General features: G+C 60.5%; 15 protein-coding genes. 6 read left to right on the forward strand and 9 right to left on the reverse strand.

Annotation, left to right across the window (positions count from 1 at the left end; all coding sequences use genetic code 11):
• Positions 1 to 85: 85 nt before the first annotated feature.
• Complete coding sequence (locus ACZ9IM_RS10815; protein WP_476223874.1) at positions 86 to 1534, reverse strand: aldehyde dehydrogenase family protein; 1449 nt, start codon at positions 1532 to 1534, stop codon at positions 86 to 88.
• Positions 1531 to 3168, reverse strand: coding sequence for a 5-guanidino-2-oxopentanoate decarboxylase (locus ACZ9IM_RS10820; RefSeq protein ID WP_427622937.1), 1638 nt, complete (start codon positions 3166 to 3168; stop codon positions 1531 to 1533). Before ACZ9IM_RS10820 ends, ACZ9IM_RS10815 begins: the two co-directional genes overlap by 4 nt.
• Positions 3169 to 3327: 159 nt before the next feature.
• Between ACZ9IM_RS10820 and ACZ9IM_RS10825 the strand changes: the two genes are divergently transcribed.
• Positions 3328 to 4209: a LysR substrate-binding domain-containing protein gene (locus ACZ9IM_RS10825; protein WP_008010011.1), complete on the forward strand. Its 882-nt coding sequence runs from the start codon at positions 3328 to 3330 to the stop codon at positions 4207 to 4209.
• A gap of 129 nt (positions 4210 to 4338) precedes the next feature.
• On the opposite strand, the gene ACZ9IM_RS10830 is transcribed toward ACZ9IM_RS10825, so the two are convergent.
• Together ACZ9IM_RS10830 and ACZ9IM_RS10835 are read right to left on the reverse strand one after the other, a co-directional pair.
• Positions 4339 to 4953: an NAD(P)-dependent oxidoreductase gene (locus ACZ9IM_RS10830; protein ID WP_476223875.1), complete on the reverse strand. Its 615-nt coding sequence runs from the start codon at positions 4951 to 4953 to the stop codon at positions 4339 to 4341.
• 155 nt (positions 4954 to 5108) lie between these two features.
• Positions 5109 to 5990, reverse strand: coding sequence for an MBL fold metallo-hydrolase (locus ACZ9IM_RS10835; RefSeq protein ID WP_476223876.1), 882 nt, complete (start codon positions 5988 to 5990; stop codon positions 5109 to 5111).
• A gap of 114 nt (positions 5991 to 6104) precedes the next feature.
• Between ACZ9IM_RS10835 and ACZ9IM_RS10840 the strand changes: the two genes are divergently transcribed.
• The gene (locus tag ACZ9IM_RS10840) at positions 6105 to 7010 is read left to right on the forward strand and encodes a LysR family transcriptional regulator (protein ID WP_427622940.1); all 906 of its coding nucleotides are present in this window, start codon (positions 6105 to 6107) and stop codon (positions 7008 to 7010) included.
• Positions 7011 to 7227: 217 nt separating this feature from the next.
• Positions 7228 to 7404, forward strand: a complete 177-nt coding sequence (locus ACZ9IM_RS10845) for a hypothetical protein (protein WP_007898397.1) — start codon at positions 7228 to 7230, stop codon at positions 7402 to 7404.
• Positions 7405 to 7532: 128 nt separating this feature from the next.
• Here ACZ9IM_RS10845 and ACZ9IM_RS10850 read toward each other — a convergent pair whose 3' ends face one another.
• On the reverse strand, positions 7533 to 8438 hold the full coding sequence (locus tag ACZ9IM_RS10850) for a helix-turn-helix domain-containing protein (protein WP_476223877.1): 906 nt from the start codon (positions 8436 to 8438) through the stop codon (positions 7533 to 7535).
• A gap of 188 nt (positions 8439 to 8626) precedes the next feature.
• Between ACZ9IM_RS10850 and pobA the strand changes: the two genes are divergently transcribed.
• Both pobA and ACZ9IM_RS10860 read left to right on the forward strand, forming a co-directional pair.
• On the forward strand, positions 8627 to 9811 hold the full coding sequence (gene pobA, locus ACZ9IM_RS10855; protein WP_476223888.1) for a 4-hydroxybenzoate 3-monooxygenase: 1185 nt from the start codon (positions 8627 to 8629) through the stop codon (positions 9809 to 9811).
• A gap of 78 nt (positions 9812 to 9889) precedes the next feature.
• Positions 9890 to 11407 (forward strand): MDR family MFS transporter, encoded by a 1518-nt coding sequence (locus tag ACZ9IM_RS10860; protein ID WP_427622942.1) that lies wholly within the window; start codon positions 9890 to 9892, stop codon positions 11405 to 11407.
• Between the two features lie 128 nt (positions 11408 to 11535).
• Here the strand turns inward: ACZ9IM_RS10860 and ACZ9IM_RS10865 are convergent, their stop codons facing one another.
• The 4 genes from ACZ9IM_RS10865 to ACZ9IM_RS10880 form a co-directional block, all read right to left on the reverse strand.
• Positions 11536 to 12384, reverse strand: a complete 849-nt coding sequence (locus tag ACZ9IM_RS10865) for a cache domain-containing protein (RefSeq protein ID WP_476223878.1) — start codon at positions 12382 to 12384, stop codon at positions 11536 to 11538.
• A 339-nt stretch (positions 12385 to 12723) separates the two neighbouring features.
• On the reverse strand, positions 12724 to 13590 hold the full coding sequence (locus ACZ9IM_RS10870; protein WP_476223879.1) for an ATPase: 867 nt from the start codon (positions 13588 to 13590) through the stop codon (positions 12724 to 12726).
• A 116-nt stretch (positions 13591 to 13706) separates the two neighbouring features.
• Positions 13707 to 14699, reverse strand: coding sequence for an NAD-dependent epimerase/dehydratase family protein (locus tag ACZ9IM_RS10875; RefSeq protein WP_007898415.1), 993 nt, complete (start codon positions 14697 to 14699; stop codon positions 13707 to 13709).
• An 89-nt stretch (positions 14700 to 14788) separates the two neighbouring features.
• Positions 14789 to 15682 carry a LysR family transcriptional regulator ArgP gene (locus ACZ9IM_RS10880; protein ID WP_427622945.1) on the reverse strand — a complete coding sequence of 298 codons (894 nt, stop codon included), beginning with the start codon at positions 15680 to 15682 and terminating at the stop codon, positions 14789 to 14791.
• A 96-nt stretch (positions 15683 to 15778) separates the two neighbouring features.
• Here ACZ9IM_RS10880 and ACZ9IM_RS10885 point away from each other — a divergent pair, with 96 nt between their 5' ends.
• Complete coding sequence (locus ACZ9IM_RS10885; RefSeq protein ID WP_427622946.1) at positions 15779 to 16180, forward strand: ACT domain-containing protein; 402 nt, start codon at positions 15779 to 15781, stop codon at positions 16178 to 16180.
• Positions 16181 to 16182 lie beyond the last annotated feature (2 nt).

A 16182-nucleotide genomic window follows, 5' to 3' on the forward strand; every position in this document is an offset into this window, starting at 1 on the left:
CACCTGACTATCGATAAAAACTCATTGAAGCCATGACGCTAGTGCATGCCTCATCACGAGGCATGCACGGCCTTTTTTTGTGCCTTCAGACGGCCCGAATCACGTGTTTTATTTCCTGGAAAGCCTGCAAGCCCCACGGCCCCAATTCGCGGCCGATGCTGCTCTGTTTGTAGCCACCCCAGGCGGTCTGCGGGAAGATCACCTGCGGCGCGTTGATCCACACAAGCCCCGCCTGCAAAGCGTTAGCAACCCGATCCGCAGCCTCGCTGTCACGAGTGACCACGCTGGCCACCAGGCCAAACTGGCTGTCGTTGGCCAGGGCAATGGCCTCGGCTTCAGAGGTGAAACTGCGCACGCAAATCACCGGGCCGAAAATCTCTTCGCACCACAGCGCACTGTCGAGGGGCACGTCGATGAAAAGGGTCGGCTGCAAAAAATAGCCGCGAGGCAGGTCCGCCGGGCGATTACCGCCGCAGATCAGCTTTGCGCCAGCGCTCAAACCGCGATCGATGTGGCCCAGCACCCGTTGGTATTGCGCCTGATTGACCAGTGCGCCCATTTCCACGTTCGGGTCGAACGGGTCGGCCACGCGAATGGCTTCGGCGCGCACCTTCAATCGCGCTACAAATTCTTCCGCCAGCTCATCGGCAACCAGGACGCGGCTGGTGGCGGAACACATTTGCCCGGCGTTGAAGAAACCACCGCCACAGGCCACTTCCACGGCCAGTTCGATGTCGGCATCGGCGAGTACCAGCAGCGAAGATTTGCCGCCCAATTCCAGGCTCACACCCTTCACGGTTTCTGCCGCTCGCTGCATCACCTGCACGCCCACCGCGTTGCTGCCGGTGAAGGAAATCTTGGCGATGCGCGGATCAGCCGACAGCGGCGCACCAACAGCCAGGCCGGTGCCGCAAACCAGATTGAACACACCGTTTGGCAGACCGGCTTCGGCAATGATCGTCGCCAGTTCCAGCTCCGGCAGCGGCGTCACTTCCGACGGTTTAAGCACCACGCAGCAACCGGCGGCCAGGGCCGGGGCGAGTTTCCAGGCGGTGGTGACCATCGGGAAATTCCACGGCACGATCAGCCCCACCACACCGCACGGTTCGCGGCGCAAACGGGCGCTGAAATCATCGCTCGGCAACGCCACGGCGCTGTCTTGCTTCGCGTCCAGGCCTTCGGCCAGCTCGGCGTAATACTCGAAGGTGGCAATCACGTCGTCGACGTCTATGGCCGCTTCGAACAGCGGTTTGCCGTTGTTGCTCGACTGCAATTTCATCAACTGCTCACGACCGGCCTGCACGCCCGCGGCGATTCTGCGCAGGATCGCCCCGCGCTCGGCGCCGGTGGTTTTCGACCATTCCTTGAAAGCATGGGTCGCGGCTGTGACGGCCTGATCGACAGCGTGTTCGTCGCCGCCGTTAACGGTGGTCAACAGGGCTTCGGTCGCCGGGTTAATCACGCGCAGATGTTCGTTGCCGGCGGCCCATTGGCCGTTGATGTACAGACCATCCAAAGTAGTTGGAAAACTCATTGCGACACCGCCTTCATCCACTGGGTCTGATCAATTTCAATCAGGGTCGGGCCCTGGCGATCGGTGGCAAGGCGCAATGCATCACGCAATCCGTCAACACTGCTGACCGCCTCGGCCGCACAGCCCAGGGCCTTGGCCACTCCGATGAAATCGGGGGTGTAGATATCCACGCCCACCGGTTCGATGGCGCGGTTGACCATGTATTTCTTGATCTCTTCGTAGCCCTGGTTATTCCACAGCAGGACGATCACCGGGGTACGTGCTTCTACCGCACTGGCCAATTCCGGCAGGGTGAATTGCAGGCCACCGTCGCCGATCAGGCACACCACCGGAGGGCGTGCGCCGCCTTCGATGCGGCCACCGAGCCAGGCGCCAATCGCCGCCGGCAAGGCGTAACCGAGGGTGCCGTAACCGGTGGACGAGTTGAACCAGCGGCGCGGGCGCTCCGGGTTGAAGGTCAGGTTGCCGGTGTACACCGGTTGGGTCGAATCGCCGACGAATACCGCGTTCGGCAATTCATGCAAAACGGTTTCCAGGAAGCGAGTCTGAGCCAGCGTCGGGGCGTCCCAGGATGCGGCCAACTCATCGCGCAAATGCGCGGCACGCACCTGGCCCCAATCGTTGCGACGCTCGGCCAGTGACTTGTGGGACAGCGCACTCAGCAAGGCCTGAGCGGCGTTGCGCGAGTCGGCCACCAACGCGACTTTCGGCGGGTAATTGCGCACAGTCTGGTCGGGGTCGATGTCCACGCGCAGCAGCACGCCAGGAATTTCGAAGCCACCAGCGAAGGTGACGTCGTAATCGGTTTCGGCCAGTTCAGTGCCGATGGCCAGCACCACGTCGGCCTCGGCGACCAGCGCGCGAGTGGCTACCAGGCTTTGGGTCGAACCGATCAGCAGCGGGTGGCGGGATTCGAGCATGCCCTTGGCATTGATGGTCAGGGCCACTGGCGCGTCCAGCAGTTCGGCCAGTTCAGTCAGCTCGGCTGCGGCATCGATAGCGCCGCCACCGGCGAGAATCAACGGGCGCTTGGCACCGGCCAGCAAGTCGGTCATGCGGCTGATCGCGCTGGGCGAAGCACCGGCGCGGTCGATGTTCACCGGCACGCTGGCGAGCAAGTCATCGGCCTCTTCGACCAATACGTCCAACGGAATTTCGATGTGCACCGGACGCGGACGGCCAGCCTGGAACAACGCGAAGGCGCGGGCCAGGACGCCCGGCAATTCAGCCGCCGACATCAAGGTATGGGAGAACGCTGCCACGCCGCCGACCAGTGCGCTTTGGTTCGGCAGTTCATGCAACTTGCCGCGACCGCCGCCCAATTGGCTGCGCGATTGCACGCTGGAAATCACCAACATCGGGATCGAGTCGGCGTAAGCCTGGCCCATGGCGGTGGTGATGTTGGTCATGCCAGGGCCGGTGATGATGAAGCACACGCCCGGTTTTCCGCTGGTGCGCGCATAACCGTCGGCCATGAAGCCGGCGCCCTGTTCGTGACGCGGAGTGACGTGGTTGATGCTCGAACGGGCCAGCCCGCGATACAGCTCCACGGTGTGCACCCCGGGAATGCCGAACACCTGCTCGACCCCGTAGTCTTCGAGTAACTTGACCAATACTTCGCCGCACGTCGCCATGTCTTTGCCCTTTTTGTTCGTTTGAGACGCCGGGCCTGCGCAGTGTTTATGATGGGTTGGCAGGTCCAGGGATGGCCTCATTGGAACGGGCGACACGTAGCCGCAACAATGGATAAAAAGTCATACTAGCCATGTCCTCACGTCATACCTTGGATCCCAATGAAACGATTGCCTCCCCTGCCGGCGTTGCACACTTTTCTGATCACCGCGCAGTGCTGCAACTTCACCCGGGCCGCCGAACAACTGCACATCACCCAAGGCGCGGTGAGCCGGCAGATCGCCGGACTGGAAGATCATCTGGGTTATGAGCTGTTCATTCGTCAGGCACGAGGCTTGAGCCTGACCGCCGAAGGACGGGAGTGGCTGCCACGGGTGCAGCAGATTTTCGGCCTGATCGACGAGGCCGTGGAGCAGATCGGCGAGAAGCGCGAAACCCTGCAATTGAAAGCACCGACCTGCGTGATGCGCTGGCTGTTACCGCGCCTGTTGCAGTGGCAAAAGGAGCGCCCGGATGTGCCGGTGGAATTGACCACCACGGTCAAACACGGGGTGGATTTTCATCGCGAGCAGTTCGACGCGGCGGTGATGTACGGCCCGCCGCCAGACAGCTCACTGGCCTCCCAGCATCTGTTCGATGAACAACTGACGCCGGTGTGTTCCCGACCGATGCTTGAAGGGCCGATGGCCTTGCAGACACCGGCCGATCTGCAACAGCACTTGCTGCTGCACCCCACCCGCGATGAACGGGACTGGAACGCCTGGCTGAAGGCTGCGGATATTCGGCTGAGCAATGTCGGCAAAGGGCAGCATTTCGAAACCCTGGACCTGGCGATGTCAATGGCGTCTCAGGGGACGGGCGTGGCGATTGGCGATTGGTCGTTGATCGGCGATGACCTGAGTGCCGGACGGCTGGTCATGCCTTTTGATTTGAAGGTGAAAACCGGGTTGGCGTATTACCTGGTGTTCCCCGAGAAACCGGCGCCTTCGCCGAAGTTGCGCGAATTGATGGGGTGGTTGGTGGAGCAGGCTCAAAGCCGCTAAGAGATGCTCATAGATCGTTCCCACGCTCCGCGTGGGAATGCAGCCCGGGACGCTCCGCGTCCCTTCCAAAGCCGAACGCGGAGCGTCCGTTGAGGCATTCCCACGCAGAGCGTGGGAACGATCAGACGATCAATACCCGACAGTAAACCGCTGGCGGGAATGCTTCGGCGTTTGCACTTCATCAAGCAACGCAATCGCGAAGTCTGCAAAGGTAATCCAGCTGCGCCCCTCTGCACTCACCAGCAAGTCATCCTTACCGATTCGAAACGTACCCGTGCGCTCACCTTCGACAAACTCAGCCGACGGCGACAGGAAGGTCCAGTCCAGGTCCTGTTCCTGACGCAGGGTATTCAGGAACGCGGCACCGGCGCTGGCCTCGGCCTTGTATTCCTCCGGGAAGCCTTCGCTGTCGATCACCCTGGAACCGCCCGGCAGCAACAGCGAACCGGCACCGCCCACCACCAGCAGACGCTTGACCCCGGCCTTCTTCACCGGCTCGATGACCGCGCTGGCGGGGATGGTGGAGAAGTGCGCAGCGCTGATCACCGCATCATGCCCGGCCACGGCGGCCTGCAATGCATCGGCGTCGAGAACGTCCACGTTTTTGCTCACGACACCGGCTCGCGGGGCGATTTTCGAGGTGTCGCGGGCGATGGCAGTAACGCTGTGACCGCGACGCAGGGCTTCTTCCAACAGTTGACTACCGGCACGACCGGTGGCACCGATGATTGCGATGTTGCTCATGACGTTTCTCCAGTTGGTTTGGGTGAATCTGTTGATCGTTCCCACGCTCTGCGTGGGAATGCCTCAACGGACGCTCCGCGTTCGGCTTTTGATGGGACGCGGAGCGTCCCGGGCTGCATTCCCACGCAGAGCGTGGGAACGATCATCTCAGCGGATTACCACTTCATCTCGCCCTTGGCGACTTTGGCGCTCAGCTCCAGCGAGCTTTCTTCGCCCAGGGTCGGGTAGCGTTTTTTCATTGCGCCGATCAGTTCGGCAGCGTCTTTCGCCTTGGCGGTTTCTTCGTCGAAAGCCTTGATGTAATCGGCGGTGAATTGCACCGCCGCCAGAGAGCGAGCGCTCTCACCGAGGTAGTGACCTGGCACGATGGTGTTTGGCTTCAGCGCTTCAATCGCCTGCAGCGTCGTCAGCCAATCGGCATGGGATTGCGGGGTCTGGGTGTCAGCCATCCACACGTGAATGTTTTCGGCGACAACCACGCCACCCACCACAGCCTTGATCGACGGGATCCACACAAAGCTGCGATCCGGCTGCTTGCCGTCCAGGCCGATCACCTGCAATTTCTGCCCTTCCAGCATCAGGCTGTCGCCCTTGAGCACCTGCGGCACGATGGTTTTGTTCGGTACGTCGGCGCCCATTTTCGGGCCCCAGAACGCCAGTTTGCCGTCGACGGTTTTTTTGATGTGATCAACAGTCGGTTGCGAGGCCAGCACTTTGGCTTTCGGGAACGCTTGGGTCACGGTGTCGAGGCCGAAGTAGTAATCCGGGTCACCGTGGCTGATGTAGATGGTGGTCAGTTGCTTGCCGCTGGCGCGGATTTTTTCCACCACCTGTTCGGCCTGGGCTTTGCCGAATTGCGCGTCCACCAGAATCGCTTCCTTCTCGCCGCTGACCAGCACCGAGGTCACCGGGAAGATCGCGTTGGTGCCAGGGTTGTAGACGTCCAGCGTCAAGGTAGACGCCGCCGCGGCGTGGGCCGCGAAGCCAAGCGTGGCGGTTGCCAGAAGAATGCGTTTGATTGAAGTGAAGCCGATCATCTGTTGCTCCGTTGTCCGAATGCCGTGCTTGGCGATGGGACAGAGCTTAGTTGCCTGGTTCGATACAAAAAATGCGATGCTTGAACATAGTTTGTTTCTGAAAGCGGGCAAATCATGGATCGTCTACAAGCAATGCGGGTGTTCGTTACGGTGGTGGACCTGGGCAGCCAATCGGCCGCCGCCGATCACCTGGACCTGTCACGGCCGGTGGTTTCCCGCTATCTGGCGGAGCTGGAGGATTGGGTCGGCGCGCGCCTGATGCACCGCACCACGCGCAAATTGAGCCTGACCGCCGCCGGGACGGAAATTCTGCCTCGCTGTCGGCAGATGCTCGAGTTGTCCAGCGACATGCAAGCCGCCGTCAGCGAGCCGGACGACGCACCGCGAGGCCTGCTGCGGATCAGCGTCAGCACCTCGTTCGGCCAGGCGCAACTGGCGGACGCCATGGCGGCTTACGTTAAACGTTACCCCGGCGTCAGCATCGATATGCAAATGCTCGACCGCACGGTGAACCTGGTGGATGAACGCATCGACCTCGCCATCCGCACCAGCAATGACCTGGACCCGAACCTGATCGCCCGACGGCTGACGGTCTGCCGCTCGGTGATCTGCGCCTCCCCCGCTTACCTGCGCGAACACCCGACGCCGCAACGGGTCGAGGACCTGAGCCTGCACAACTGCCTGACCCACTCCTACTTCGGTAAAAGCCTGTGGCATTTCGAACAGGACGGCGAGCCCGTCTCGGTGCCGGTACAGGGCAACATCAGCGCCAACGAAGCCAGCACACTGTTGCGCGCGACGATGGCCGGGGCCGGCGTGGTGATGCTGCCCAGTTACCTGGCCGGCGTGCATATCCACAGCGGCGAACTGATCCGCCTGTTGCCCCAGGCCAAGCCTCGGCAGCTGAATATCTATGCGGTGTATGCCTCACGCAAGCACATGCCGACGGCGTTGCGCAGCATGCTGGATTTTCTGGTGCTTAGATTTCCCGAAGAGCCGGAGTGGGATGTCGGGTTGTAAACACCTCCCCTGTGGGAGCTGGCTTGCCTGCGATGGCGTCGTCACATCCAACAATGATGCTGACTGATAGCCCGCTATCGCTGGCAAGCCAGCTCCCACAGGGGATATCAATGTTCTGAATATTGCGTTAAACGCGAGGGCCGCTTTGCTGGCAACTCACTGGCGCTGACCTATGCTCAAAGCAGTACCGAAAGGTATTCGTTCAGAGGTCAACGCCATGAACATCAAAACAAAAAGATACCTCGCCATTTTCATCACTTGCGCGGCGACACTGGCGCTGTATGGCACAGCCGCCTGGCGTGTCGAGCAGTTGCGACAACAGCCCCGTGACTTTGCGAGCTGCAACTTCGAGCGCTGCATTCCCCACAACGCGACCCTCAACGCCCTCCGGTAACGAACACCCTGTGGCGAGGGGGCTTCGTTCGGCTGCGCAGCAGTCGTAATTCGGTGAATGCGGTGTTCTCATTGAAATGCTGGGGTCGCTTCGCGACCCAACGGGGGCAAGCCCCCTCGCCACAGGGTTCAGGTCTCGTTATCGGCAGCGTCCTGATCGGCCTTCAAGCGGTCGCGAAAGGCCTTGGGCGAAATCCCCACGCGACGTCGGAACAGGCGTGTGAAATTGGTCGGATCGGAAAACCCCAATACGTCGGACATTTCATAAATGGTCATGCTGGTGTAGGTCAGCAAGCGCTTGGCCTCCAGCAATTGACGCTCGTGCATGATCTGCAACGCCGGTTGCCCCGCCAGTTCACGGCACGTGCCATTGAGGTGGGACACGGAAATCCCCAGCCGATGAGCCAGGTCCTCGACCTTGACGTGTTGGCGATAGGTTTCTTCCACCAGCTGAATAAAGCCGTTGAGGTATTCCCGAGCCCGCTGCGGACGCTGGGTGGCGGTTTGGCGCTGAATCACCTGGCGGCTGATCCACACCATAATCACGCTGACCAGCGAATGCATGAGCATTTCCCGCGCCGGTTGATGGCCGGTGTACTCGCTTTGCAGCGCTGAAAACAGGCTGTTGAGGTACTCGCTGTCCTTGCCCGCCGGGTAGCTTTCGGCCTGTGCCAGAGCGTTCACCGAATTGCCCAGTTGTGCTTGCAGGTGGGCGATCAGCGGCGCGGCCAGCGTGACGACGAAACCTTCGACATCCTCGGAAAACCGATAACCATGCACCGATAACGGCGGCAAAATCAGGATTTCCGGCTCAGTCAATTGTGAGCGTTTGCCTTCGATCTCAAGCTCTGCCTGACCTTTGAAAACGAAGAGTAACTGACACAAATCGGCGTGGCGGTGGGGTTTGATTTCCCATTGATGTTCGCGGCTGCGTTTGGAAATGGTTTCACAGTGCAATAAGTCAGGGGTCGGCCAGTCCAGGCTTTCACCGTAGAGTTTGAACACCGGAATCGATGGCAGGTCAGGCTTGTTCATCACTTCAATCCAGGCCTCGAGGGTAACGGGGCGATAATCGCACCGATTGGCAGAATGTACAGGTATCGGCTCAGTTTTCCCCTTCAATTGACAGACTCGCAAGTGAAAAATGCAAGTACTCGATCCATAAAAATCATTCACCGGCCTTGGTCGTGTGGAGCTTGCGAGTCATAAAAACAATGAAAACACTGAAAACCCAAGTCGCGATCATCGGTGCCGGCCCCTCTGGCTTGCTACTCGGCCAATTGCTGCATAACGCCGGCATCGACACCCTGATCCTCGAGCGCCAGACCCCGGATTATGTGCTCGGACGCATCCGCGCCGGTGTCCTCGAACAAGGCATGGTAGAGCTGTTGCGTCAGGCCGGAGTGGGTCAGCGCATGGACGCCGAAGGGCTGGTCCATACAGGCTTCGAACTGGCCCTCGACGGGCGCCGGGTACATATCGATTTGCAGGCGCTGACCGGTGGCAAAACCGTAACGATCTATGGCCAGACCGAGGTCACCCGCGATCTGATGGCCGCTCGTCGGGACGCCGGTGCGCAGACGATCTACGAAGTCAGCAATGTCGTCCCCCACGGCATGAAAACCGCTGAACCCTTTGTCACCTTCGACAAGGACGGCGAAACGTATCGACTCGATTGTGACTATATCGCCGGCTGCGATGGTTTCCATGGCGTGGCGCGGCAGTCGATTCCTGCGGACTGCCTGAAAGTGTTCGAGCGGGTTTATCCGTTCGGCTGGCTGGGGATTCTCGCCGACACGCCGCCGGTGCATGAAGAGTTGGTCTATGCGCGGCATGAACGGGGATTTGCGCTGTGCAGCATGCGTTCGCCGACACGTACCCGTTATTACCTCCAGGTTCCAGCCCAGGACAAAGTCGAAGACTGGTCCGATCAGCGCTTCTGGGATGAGCTCAAATCCCGCCTGCCGGCCGCCCTCGCCGACGCGCTGGTGACTGGCCCGTCGATCGAAAAAAGTATCGCGCCGCTGCGTAGCTTCGTGGTCGAACCGATGCAGTACGGGCGGATGTTCCTGGTCGGCGACGCCGCGCACATCGTCCCGCCCACCGGCGCCAAGGGCCTGAATCTGGCCGCCAGCGACGTCAGTACGTTGTTCAATATTCTGCTGAAGGTTTACCGCGAAGGGCGTGTGGATTTGCTGGAGAAGTACTCCGAGGTCTGCTTGCGTCGGGTGTGGAAAGCCGAGCGGTTTTCCTGGTGGATGACCTCGATGTTGCATCGCTTCGACGAGCACGACGCGTTCAGCCAGCGCATCAGCGAATCGGAGCTGGCCTATTTCGTGGACTCCGAGGCGGGCCGAAAAACCATCGCCGAAAATTACGTTGGCCTTCCATACGAGGCTATCGAATAGCCTCCTACCGATCTACACTGGCGAGCATCCCGCTCGCCTTGCCCGCTGCGGGCCCATTACTGCCCGCAGGTTTTACCCGTGACCAATCTCAACCAGCCTGAAACGCCCAAACCGGCCATTCGCAGCGTGCTGATCGCCCTGATGCTGGCGATTTTTCTGGGCGCGCTGGACCAGACCATCGTCGCCGTGTCGATGCCGGCCATTTCCGCGCAATTCAAGGATGTCAGCCTGCTGGCCTGGGTGATTTCCGGGTACATGGTGGCGATGACCGTGGCGGTGCCGATTTACGGCAAACTCGGCGACCTGTATGGGCGCCGCAAGTTGATGCTGTTCGGCATGGGGGTGTTCACCCTGGCGTCGTTGTTCTGCGGCATGGCGCAAAGCATGGAGCAACTGGTGCTGGCGCGGATTCTTCAGGGCATCGGCGCCGGCGGGATGATTTCGGTGAGCCAGGCAATCATCGGCGACATCGTTCCACCCCGCGAACGCGGTCGCTATCAGGGTTACTTCAGCAGCATGTACGCGGTGGCCAGCGTGGCCGGCCCGGTTCTCGGTGGCTACATGACCGAATACCTGTCCTGGCGCTGGGTATTTCTGATCAACCTTCCATTGGGCCTGGGTGCCTTGTTGGTGGCCCACCGTACGCTGGTGGGTTTGCCAGTGCCGCAGCGCAAGCCGATCATCGATTACTTCGGCACCTTGCTGATGATCATCGGCCTGACGGCGTTACTGCTAGGCATTACTCAGGTTGGCCAGGGACATTCGTGGCGCAGCACTGAAGTGTCGGGTTTGCTCGGTTGTGCGGTGGTGGTGCTGGCTGTATTCGTCTGGCATGAACGGCGGGCGCGGGAACCGTTGCTGCCGATGCACTTGTTCGCCAACCGCAGTGCGATTCTTTGCTGGTGCACGATTTTCTTCACCAGTTTCCAGGCGATTTCCTTGATTGTGCTGATGCCGCTGCGCTTCCAGAGCGTCACCGGCGCCGGGGCTGACAGCGCCGCGCTGCACCTGTTGCCGCTGGCCATGGGTTTGCCGATAGGCGCGTACTTTGCCGGACGCCAGACCTCGGTGAGCGGTCGTTATAAACCGATGATCCTGACTGGCGCCCTGCTGATGCCGTTCTCGATTCTCGGCATGGCGTTCAGTGAGCCTCAGGCGTTTGTGCTGAGCAGTCTGTTCATGTTGCTCAGTGGTATCGCCAGCGGCATGCAGTTCCCCACATCGTTGGTGGGCACGCAAAACTCGGTGGAACAACGGGACATCGGCGTCGCCACCAGCACCACCAATCTGTTCCGTTCCCTGGGTGGCGCGGTGGGTGTGGCGTTAATGTCGGCGCTGTTGCTGGCGTTGTTGCAGGATTCGAGTTTCGTGCACCTGGCCAGCTCGTCGCTGATGGCCGAGGGGAGTTCGGGGAATGTTTTACTGGACGGTTTGAACGCCGCACCGGGGGATGCGCAGGACGCCTTGCGCGCAGAGCTGCTGCTGACCTTCCGGCATTTGTTGATGGTCAGCGCGGCGGTGTCATTGCTGGGGCTGGCGGCGGCGATTGCCATGCCCAATAGAGTGTTGCGGGGGCGGGAGGACAAGGTTCGCTAACCCCTCCGACCGATCGTTCCCACGCTCTGCGTGGGAATGAAGCCCGGGACGCTCTGCGTCCCATTGGAACGCGGAGCGTCCCTTGAGGCATTCCCACGCAGAGCGTGGGAACGATCAATGTCTACCCTTCAAGGGCTGTAATACCCCACCGCCACCAGAAACTGCCCGACCTTTTTCAGGTAGGCATGCTTGTCTTCGACCTTGCCGGTCACCGGGTTTTTCCAGCGGTATTCGTATTCGCCGTCATCCTGTTTGGCCATCAGCGCCAGAATCGGCTCGCCCACCGGTTTGCCTTCCGGGTCCTTGATCTTGCCGAAGTCGGTATTGATCAGTCGCAGGTTGGTGCCATGGGCGACATAGCGCTGGGTATCCTGGTCGACGACAAACACGTACAGGTCATCCTGCAAGTAACCGCCCTTGAGGGAGTTGATCGCTGTGAGCGTGCCCTTCTCGTTTTTGGCCAGATCGACCGCTGCTTTATCGAGCAACGCTTGCGCCTGTTGCGGCGAGGCCCGTGGCAGGTAATAACCGACCGCCAGAATCCGCTGGCCGATGCGCTGATAGAACACATGTTTGCGTTCGACTTTTCCGTCGGCCCAGTTCTGCCAGCGGTATTCGGCCTGCTGAATGCCGTTGCCTTCCGGTACTTTCAAGGCGTCCTTGAAGGCTTTCTGCACATCCGGCCCAAGCACCTCGGACACATCACGACCGATCAACGCCGAAGATGGCCCGCCGCTGGCGAGCATCACGCCCTTGGTATCGACCACGAAGACATAACGATCCTTGTCGACAAACTCGCCCTGACGGCTGAACGCCGCAAAAGCCTTGTCACCCTGCTCGTGGTAATAGGCCAGGGCTTTTTCCAGCAAGGCTTTGGCGGCCAGGCTGTCAGCCTTTTCCGTCGTGGCGGCATGAACCGGCCCCAGGCACAGCAAAAGCAAACCGCCCAGCCAGGCCAGCTTGTGAAGAACCCCCATGGTGCATTCCCCCGTTCTTGTTAGTGTTTCAAGAGCGTAGACGGCTTGGGGCTATGTATGAATATTCAGGAAAGCGTGGTGGTCGCTGTGCTTTGAAGAGGCTTTGTGTGGCCAGGGGATTTTCTGTAGGGAGGGGCTTTTTGTGGCGAGGGGGCTTGCCCCCGTTCGGCTGCGCAGCAGTCGCAAATCAGGCGCCGCGGATTATCTGAAAAACCGCGGCGAATGGATTGGGGCGGCTGCGCCACCCAACGGGGGCAAGCCCCCTCGCCACAGCAAGCCCCCTCGCCACAGAAGCTCCGTCGCCACAAAAGCCCCATTCCCCATCACGGCATCAGTCAATCAAGGCCGGGTGCGCAGCTGCTGCTGCAGATTCTGAATCTGCGCCTGCAGGGTGTTGATGTTGCGGGTGACCTGGCCGCGGAAGGCGTCGAACTCGGCGGTGTTGGTGCCACCTTGCGCGGCGGCCGGGCGGTTGTCCTGTTGGCTTTTGAGCACGATCATGTCTTGCTCCAGGCGCTCGATGGCGGCGCTTGGGTTGCCTTGCCTCTTCAGCGCGGTAATGTCGGCCCCCAGGCTTTTGAGCTGGGCATCGATTTGGCTGGTATCGGCCGACGCGTTCTTCAACGCGGCCAGTTCGCCGCTCAAGGCTTTGACCTGGGCCTGCAACTGAGCATTGGCGGTTTGTTGTTCGGTGGCTTGCGCGGTCATTTGCGCCAGGCGCTTGTCCAGATCGGAGGTCTGGCCGAGTACGCCTTGCTGCTGTTTGCTCTGGTCCTGAAGCTTGCTTTCCAGCTGTTTGCTCTGGTCCTGGAGTTTGCCTTCAAGCTGTTTGATTTGCAGCTTCAACGCTTCACTGCCGGTGTTGACGTTGGACTGGCTGGCCACGACCTTGCCGGAAATGTCCTGCAAGCGCCCCGCCGCTTCCTCACTGATGCGCGCGAAACTTTCCTGGGTCGCCACCAGTTGCTGTTCCATCAGCGAAATCTGCTGAAAACTCCACCAGGCAAGGCCGGCGAAGGCAAAGAACAGCGCGCCGACCAATGCCCACAGAGGGCCGGTGCTCGGGCCTTTGACCTTGACCACCGGTGTGATGCGCGAATGCACGGAAGTGCGAGCGGTGGTCGGAAAATCATCGTCATCGAGGCTGCTGGCGCGCAGGCTCGGGACATCGTCGAAGTCGTCGTTGGCATCGTTACGCATGGGCATTAGGGTCAACCTTTGTGGAACGCGGTGATGGCTTGATGCGGCGAAGTATAACCCCCGCTGCCGCACCGGTTGACCCTGAACCCCGAACTCGGTTCAGTCAGGGCCACCCTTGTGTGTCAGCGAATGTCCTGAGCCTTCCACCAACCGCAGAACTCATCGAGGGCGGTCCAGAGGCTGACTTTCGGATCGTAGTCCAGATAATGGCGTGCGCGGCTGATGTCGAGGGTGAAGTTTTTGTTCATGACTTGCATGCCCAGCCGCGACAGGGTCGGCTCGGGACGACCGGGCCACAGCTTGCACACACCCTCGTTGAGCGCGGCAAGGCTGTAGGCCAAACCGTAGGAACGGTAGCGGGTAACCTGTGGGACATCCATTTGGCGCATCACGTAATTGACCACATCCCACAACGGAACCGGCGCTCCGTTGCTGATGTTGTAGGCCTTGCCCAAGGCCGAACCGCTGGCCAGCAAGCTGCTGAGCAACGCTTCATTGAGGTTTTGCACGCTGGTGAAATCGACCTTGTTCAGGCCGTTGCCGATAATCGCCAACCGCCCTTTGCGCTGCATTTTCAGCAATCTCGGGAAAATGCTCATATCGCCGGCGCCCGTCACGAAGCGCGGGCGCAGGGCCAGGGTTTCGAGGCCGAATTCCTGCGCACCGAAGACTTTTTGCTCGGCCAGGTATTTGGTCGCGGCGTAGGGATGCTTGAAGCGCTTGGGCACCTGCTCTTCGGTCAACCCCAGATGATCGCGGCCATCGAAGTAGATCGACGGCGACGACAAGTGCACCAGACGCCGGACCCGCTGTTTCAGACAGGCCTCGACCACGTTCTCGGTGACTTCGACGTTGCCTTGATGAAAGTCCTGATACCGCCCCCACAAACCTACTGCGCCGGCGCAATGGACCACGGCTTCGACATCTGAACACAGGTCGCGCGCCAGTTGCGGGTCGCTCAAATCGCCCTGAATGAACTCGGCGCCACGGCGCACCAGATGCTCGACGCTCTCGGCCCGGCGACCGTTGACCCGCACGTCCAGGCCCTGCTCCAGGGCGAAACGCGCAAAGCGTCCACCAATGAAGCCGCTTGCGCCGGTGACCAGAATCTTCATGAATTGCTCCGAATATTTCGTTTTACGTTTTGCGCTTTGCATATTGCATATTGCGTAGGGCGTAGGGCGTGAGGTCTTGACGCTGCCCGTCAGTCCAACGGCACCAGCCATTGCTTCGACGAGTGCACCAATTGGTCGGTGAGTAACCCCAGCAACTGACCGCCATTGCGCCAATGATGCCAGTACAGCGGCACATCGATCGGCTTATCTGGCAAAAGCTCCTGCAATTGACCGCGTTCCAGTTGCTCGCGCACCTGCAATTCAGGCACCAGGCCCCAGCCAAGCCCTGCTTCCGTGAGACGAAGAAAGCCTTCGGACGATGGGCATAAATGGTGTTCGAAACCGCCATCCACACCGAGGGAGGCGAGGTAGCGATGCTGTAGGAAATCATCCGGGCCAAACACCAATGCCGGGGTTTTGGCCAACTGGTCGGCGCGCACACCTTCGGGAAAATGTCGGGCGATGAAGGCCGGGCTCGCCATCGCACGGTAGCGCATCGCCCCCAACAGCACGCTGCGCGCACCGGCCACCGGTCGTTCACTGGCGCAGAGACATCCCGCCACTTCACCTGCGCGCATGCGTTTGAGGCCGACGGTCTGGTCTTCTACCACCAAATCGAGCAGCAAATGTTGTTCCGCGCAAAAGTCCCCCACAGCTTCGGCCCACCAGGTGGCCAGGCTGTCAGCGTTCAGCGCGATGCGCAGGCGTTCCGGCAGGCCTTCTTCGTCCAGCGCCGGGACCAACGTTTGTAGATCCCGCTCAAGCAATCGCACCTGCTGCACATGGTTGAGCAATCGCCGGCCAATCTCTGTCGGCGCCGGGGGTGTGACCCGCACCAACACCGGTTGGCCGACCCGTGCCTCCAGCAGTTTGATCCGTTGGGAGATGGCCGATTGGGACAAACCCAGCACCTGCGCGGCGCGTTCGAATCCGGCCTGCTCGATGACGGCGGCGAGCGCGGAAAGTAATTTGTAGTCGAACATCAGTTTTCCTAATGGGCGATCAGTACTATTGGTTTTTCTTATACAGCCTTCAACCGGAGAATGGCCAGCAAGAACTCTTGAACAAGGATCACCGACATGGCTGGCGAAACGTCATTGGCAACCCTGCTGCGCAGCATGAGCCCGCAACTCAACGACGGCGAATACGTGTTCTGCACGTTGCGCGACGGCAAGTTGCCCGCCGGCCTTGAGATCATCGGCAGTTTTCGTGAACGGGAAGGCCTGACGGTGATTCTGGAACGTTCCCACGCTGAAAAGGCCGGTTTCAGCTTCGATTATGTCGCCGCCTGGATCACCTTGAACGTGCACTCGGCCCTCGAAGCCGTCGGCCTGACTGCCGCGTTCGCCACGGCGTTGGGCCAGGCCGGCATCAGTTGCAACGTGATCGCCGGGTATTACCACGATCATTTGTTCGTCGGCCAGGCCGATGCCGAACGCGCCCTGCAGGTACTGCGGGATCTGGCATCCAACGCGGAGTAAAA

Source organism: Pseudomonas sp. TE12508 (assembly GCF_056279485.1).

Excerpts from the sequence above, each read along its gene's own strand:
- ACZ9IM_RS10815 (WP_476223874.1), bottom strand. The coding sequence starts at position 1,534 with ATGAGTTTTCCAACTACTTTGGATGGTCTGTACATCAACGGCCAATGG.
- ACZ9IM_RS10820 (WP_427622937.1), bottom strand. The coding sequence starts at position 3,168 with ATGGCGACGTGCGGCGAAGTATTGGTCAAGTTACTCGAAGACTACGGG.
- ACZ9IM_RS10825 (WP_008010011.1), top strand. The coding sequence starts at position 3,328 with ATGAAACGATTGCCTCCCCTGCCGGCGTTGCACACTTTTCTGATCACC.
- ACZ9IM_RS10830 (WP_476223875.1), bottom strand. The coding sequence starts at position 4,953 with ATGAGCAACATCGCAATCATCGGTGCCACCGGTCGTGCCGGTAGTCAA.
- ACZ9IM_RS10835 (WP_476223876.1), bottom strand. The coding sequence starts at position 5,990 with ATGATCGGCTTCACTTCAATCAAACGCATTCTTCTGGCAACCGCCACG.
- ACZ9IM_RS10840 (WP_427622940.1), top strand. The coding sequence starts at position 6,105 with ATGGATCGTCTACAAGCAATGCGGGTGTTCGTTACGGTGGTGGACCTG.
- ACZ9IM_RS10845 (WP_007898397.1), top strand. The coding sequence starts at position 7,228 with ATGAACATCAAAACAAAAAGATACCTCGCCATTTTCATCACTTGCGCG.
- ACZ9IM_RS10850 (WP_476223877.1), bottom strand. The coding sequence starts at position 8,438 with ATGAACAAGCCTGACCTGCCATCGATTCCGGTGTTCAAACTCTACGGT.
- ACZ9IM_RS10865 (WP_476223878.1), bottom strand. The coding sequence starts at position 12,384 with ATGGGGGTTCTTCACAAGCTGGCCTGGCTGGGCGGTTTGCTTTTGCTG.
- ACZ9IM_RS10870 (WP_476223879.1), bottom strand. The coding sequence starts at position 13,590 with ATGCCCATGCGTAACGATGCCAACGACGACTTCGACGATGTCCCGAGC.
- ACZ9IM_RS10875 (WP_007898415.1), bottom strand. The coding sequence starts at position 14,699 with ATGAAGATTCTGGTCACCGGCGCAAGCGGCTTCATTGGTGGACGCTTT.
- ACZ9IM_RS10880 (WP_427622945.1), bottom strand. The coding sequence starts at position 15,682 with ATGTTCGACTACAAATTACTTTCCGCGCTCGCCGCCGTCATCGAGCAG.
- ACZ9IM_RS10885 (WP_427622946.1), top strand. The coding sequence starts at position 15,779 with ATGGCTGGCGAAACGTCATTGGCAACCCTGCTGCGCAGCATGAGCCCG.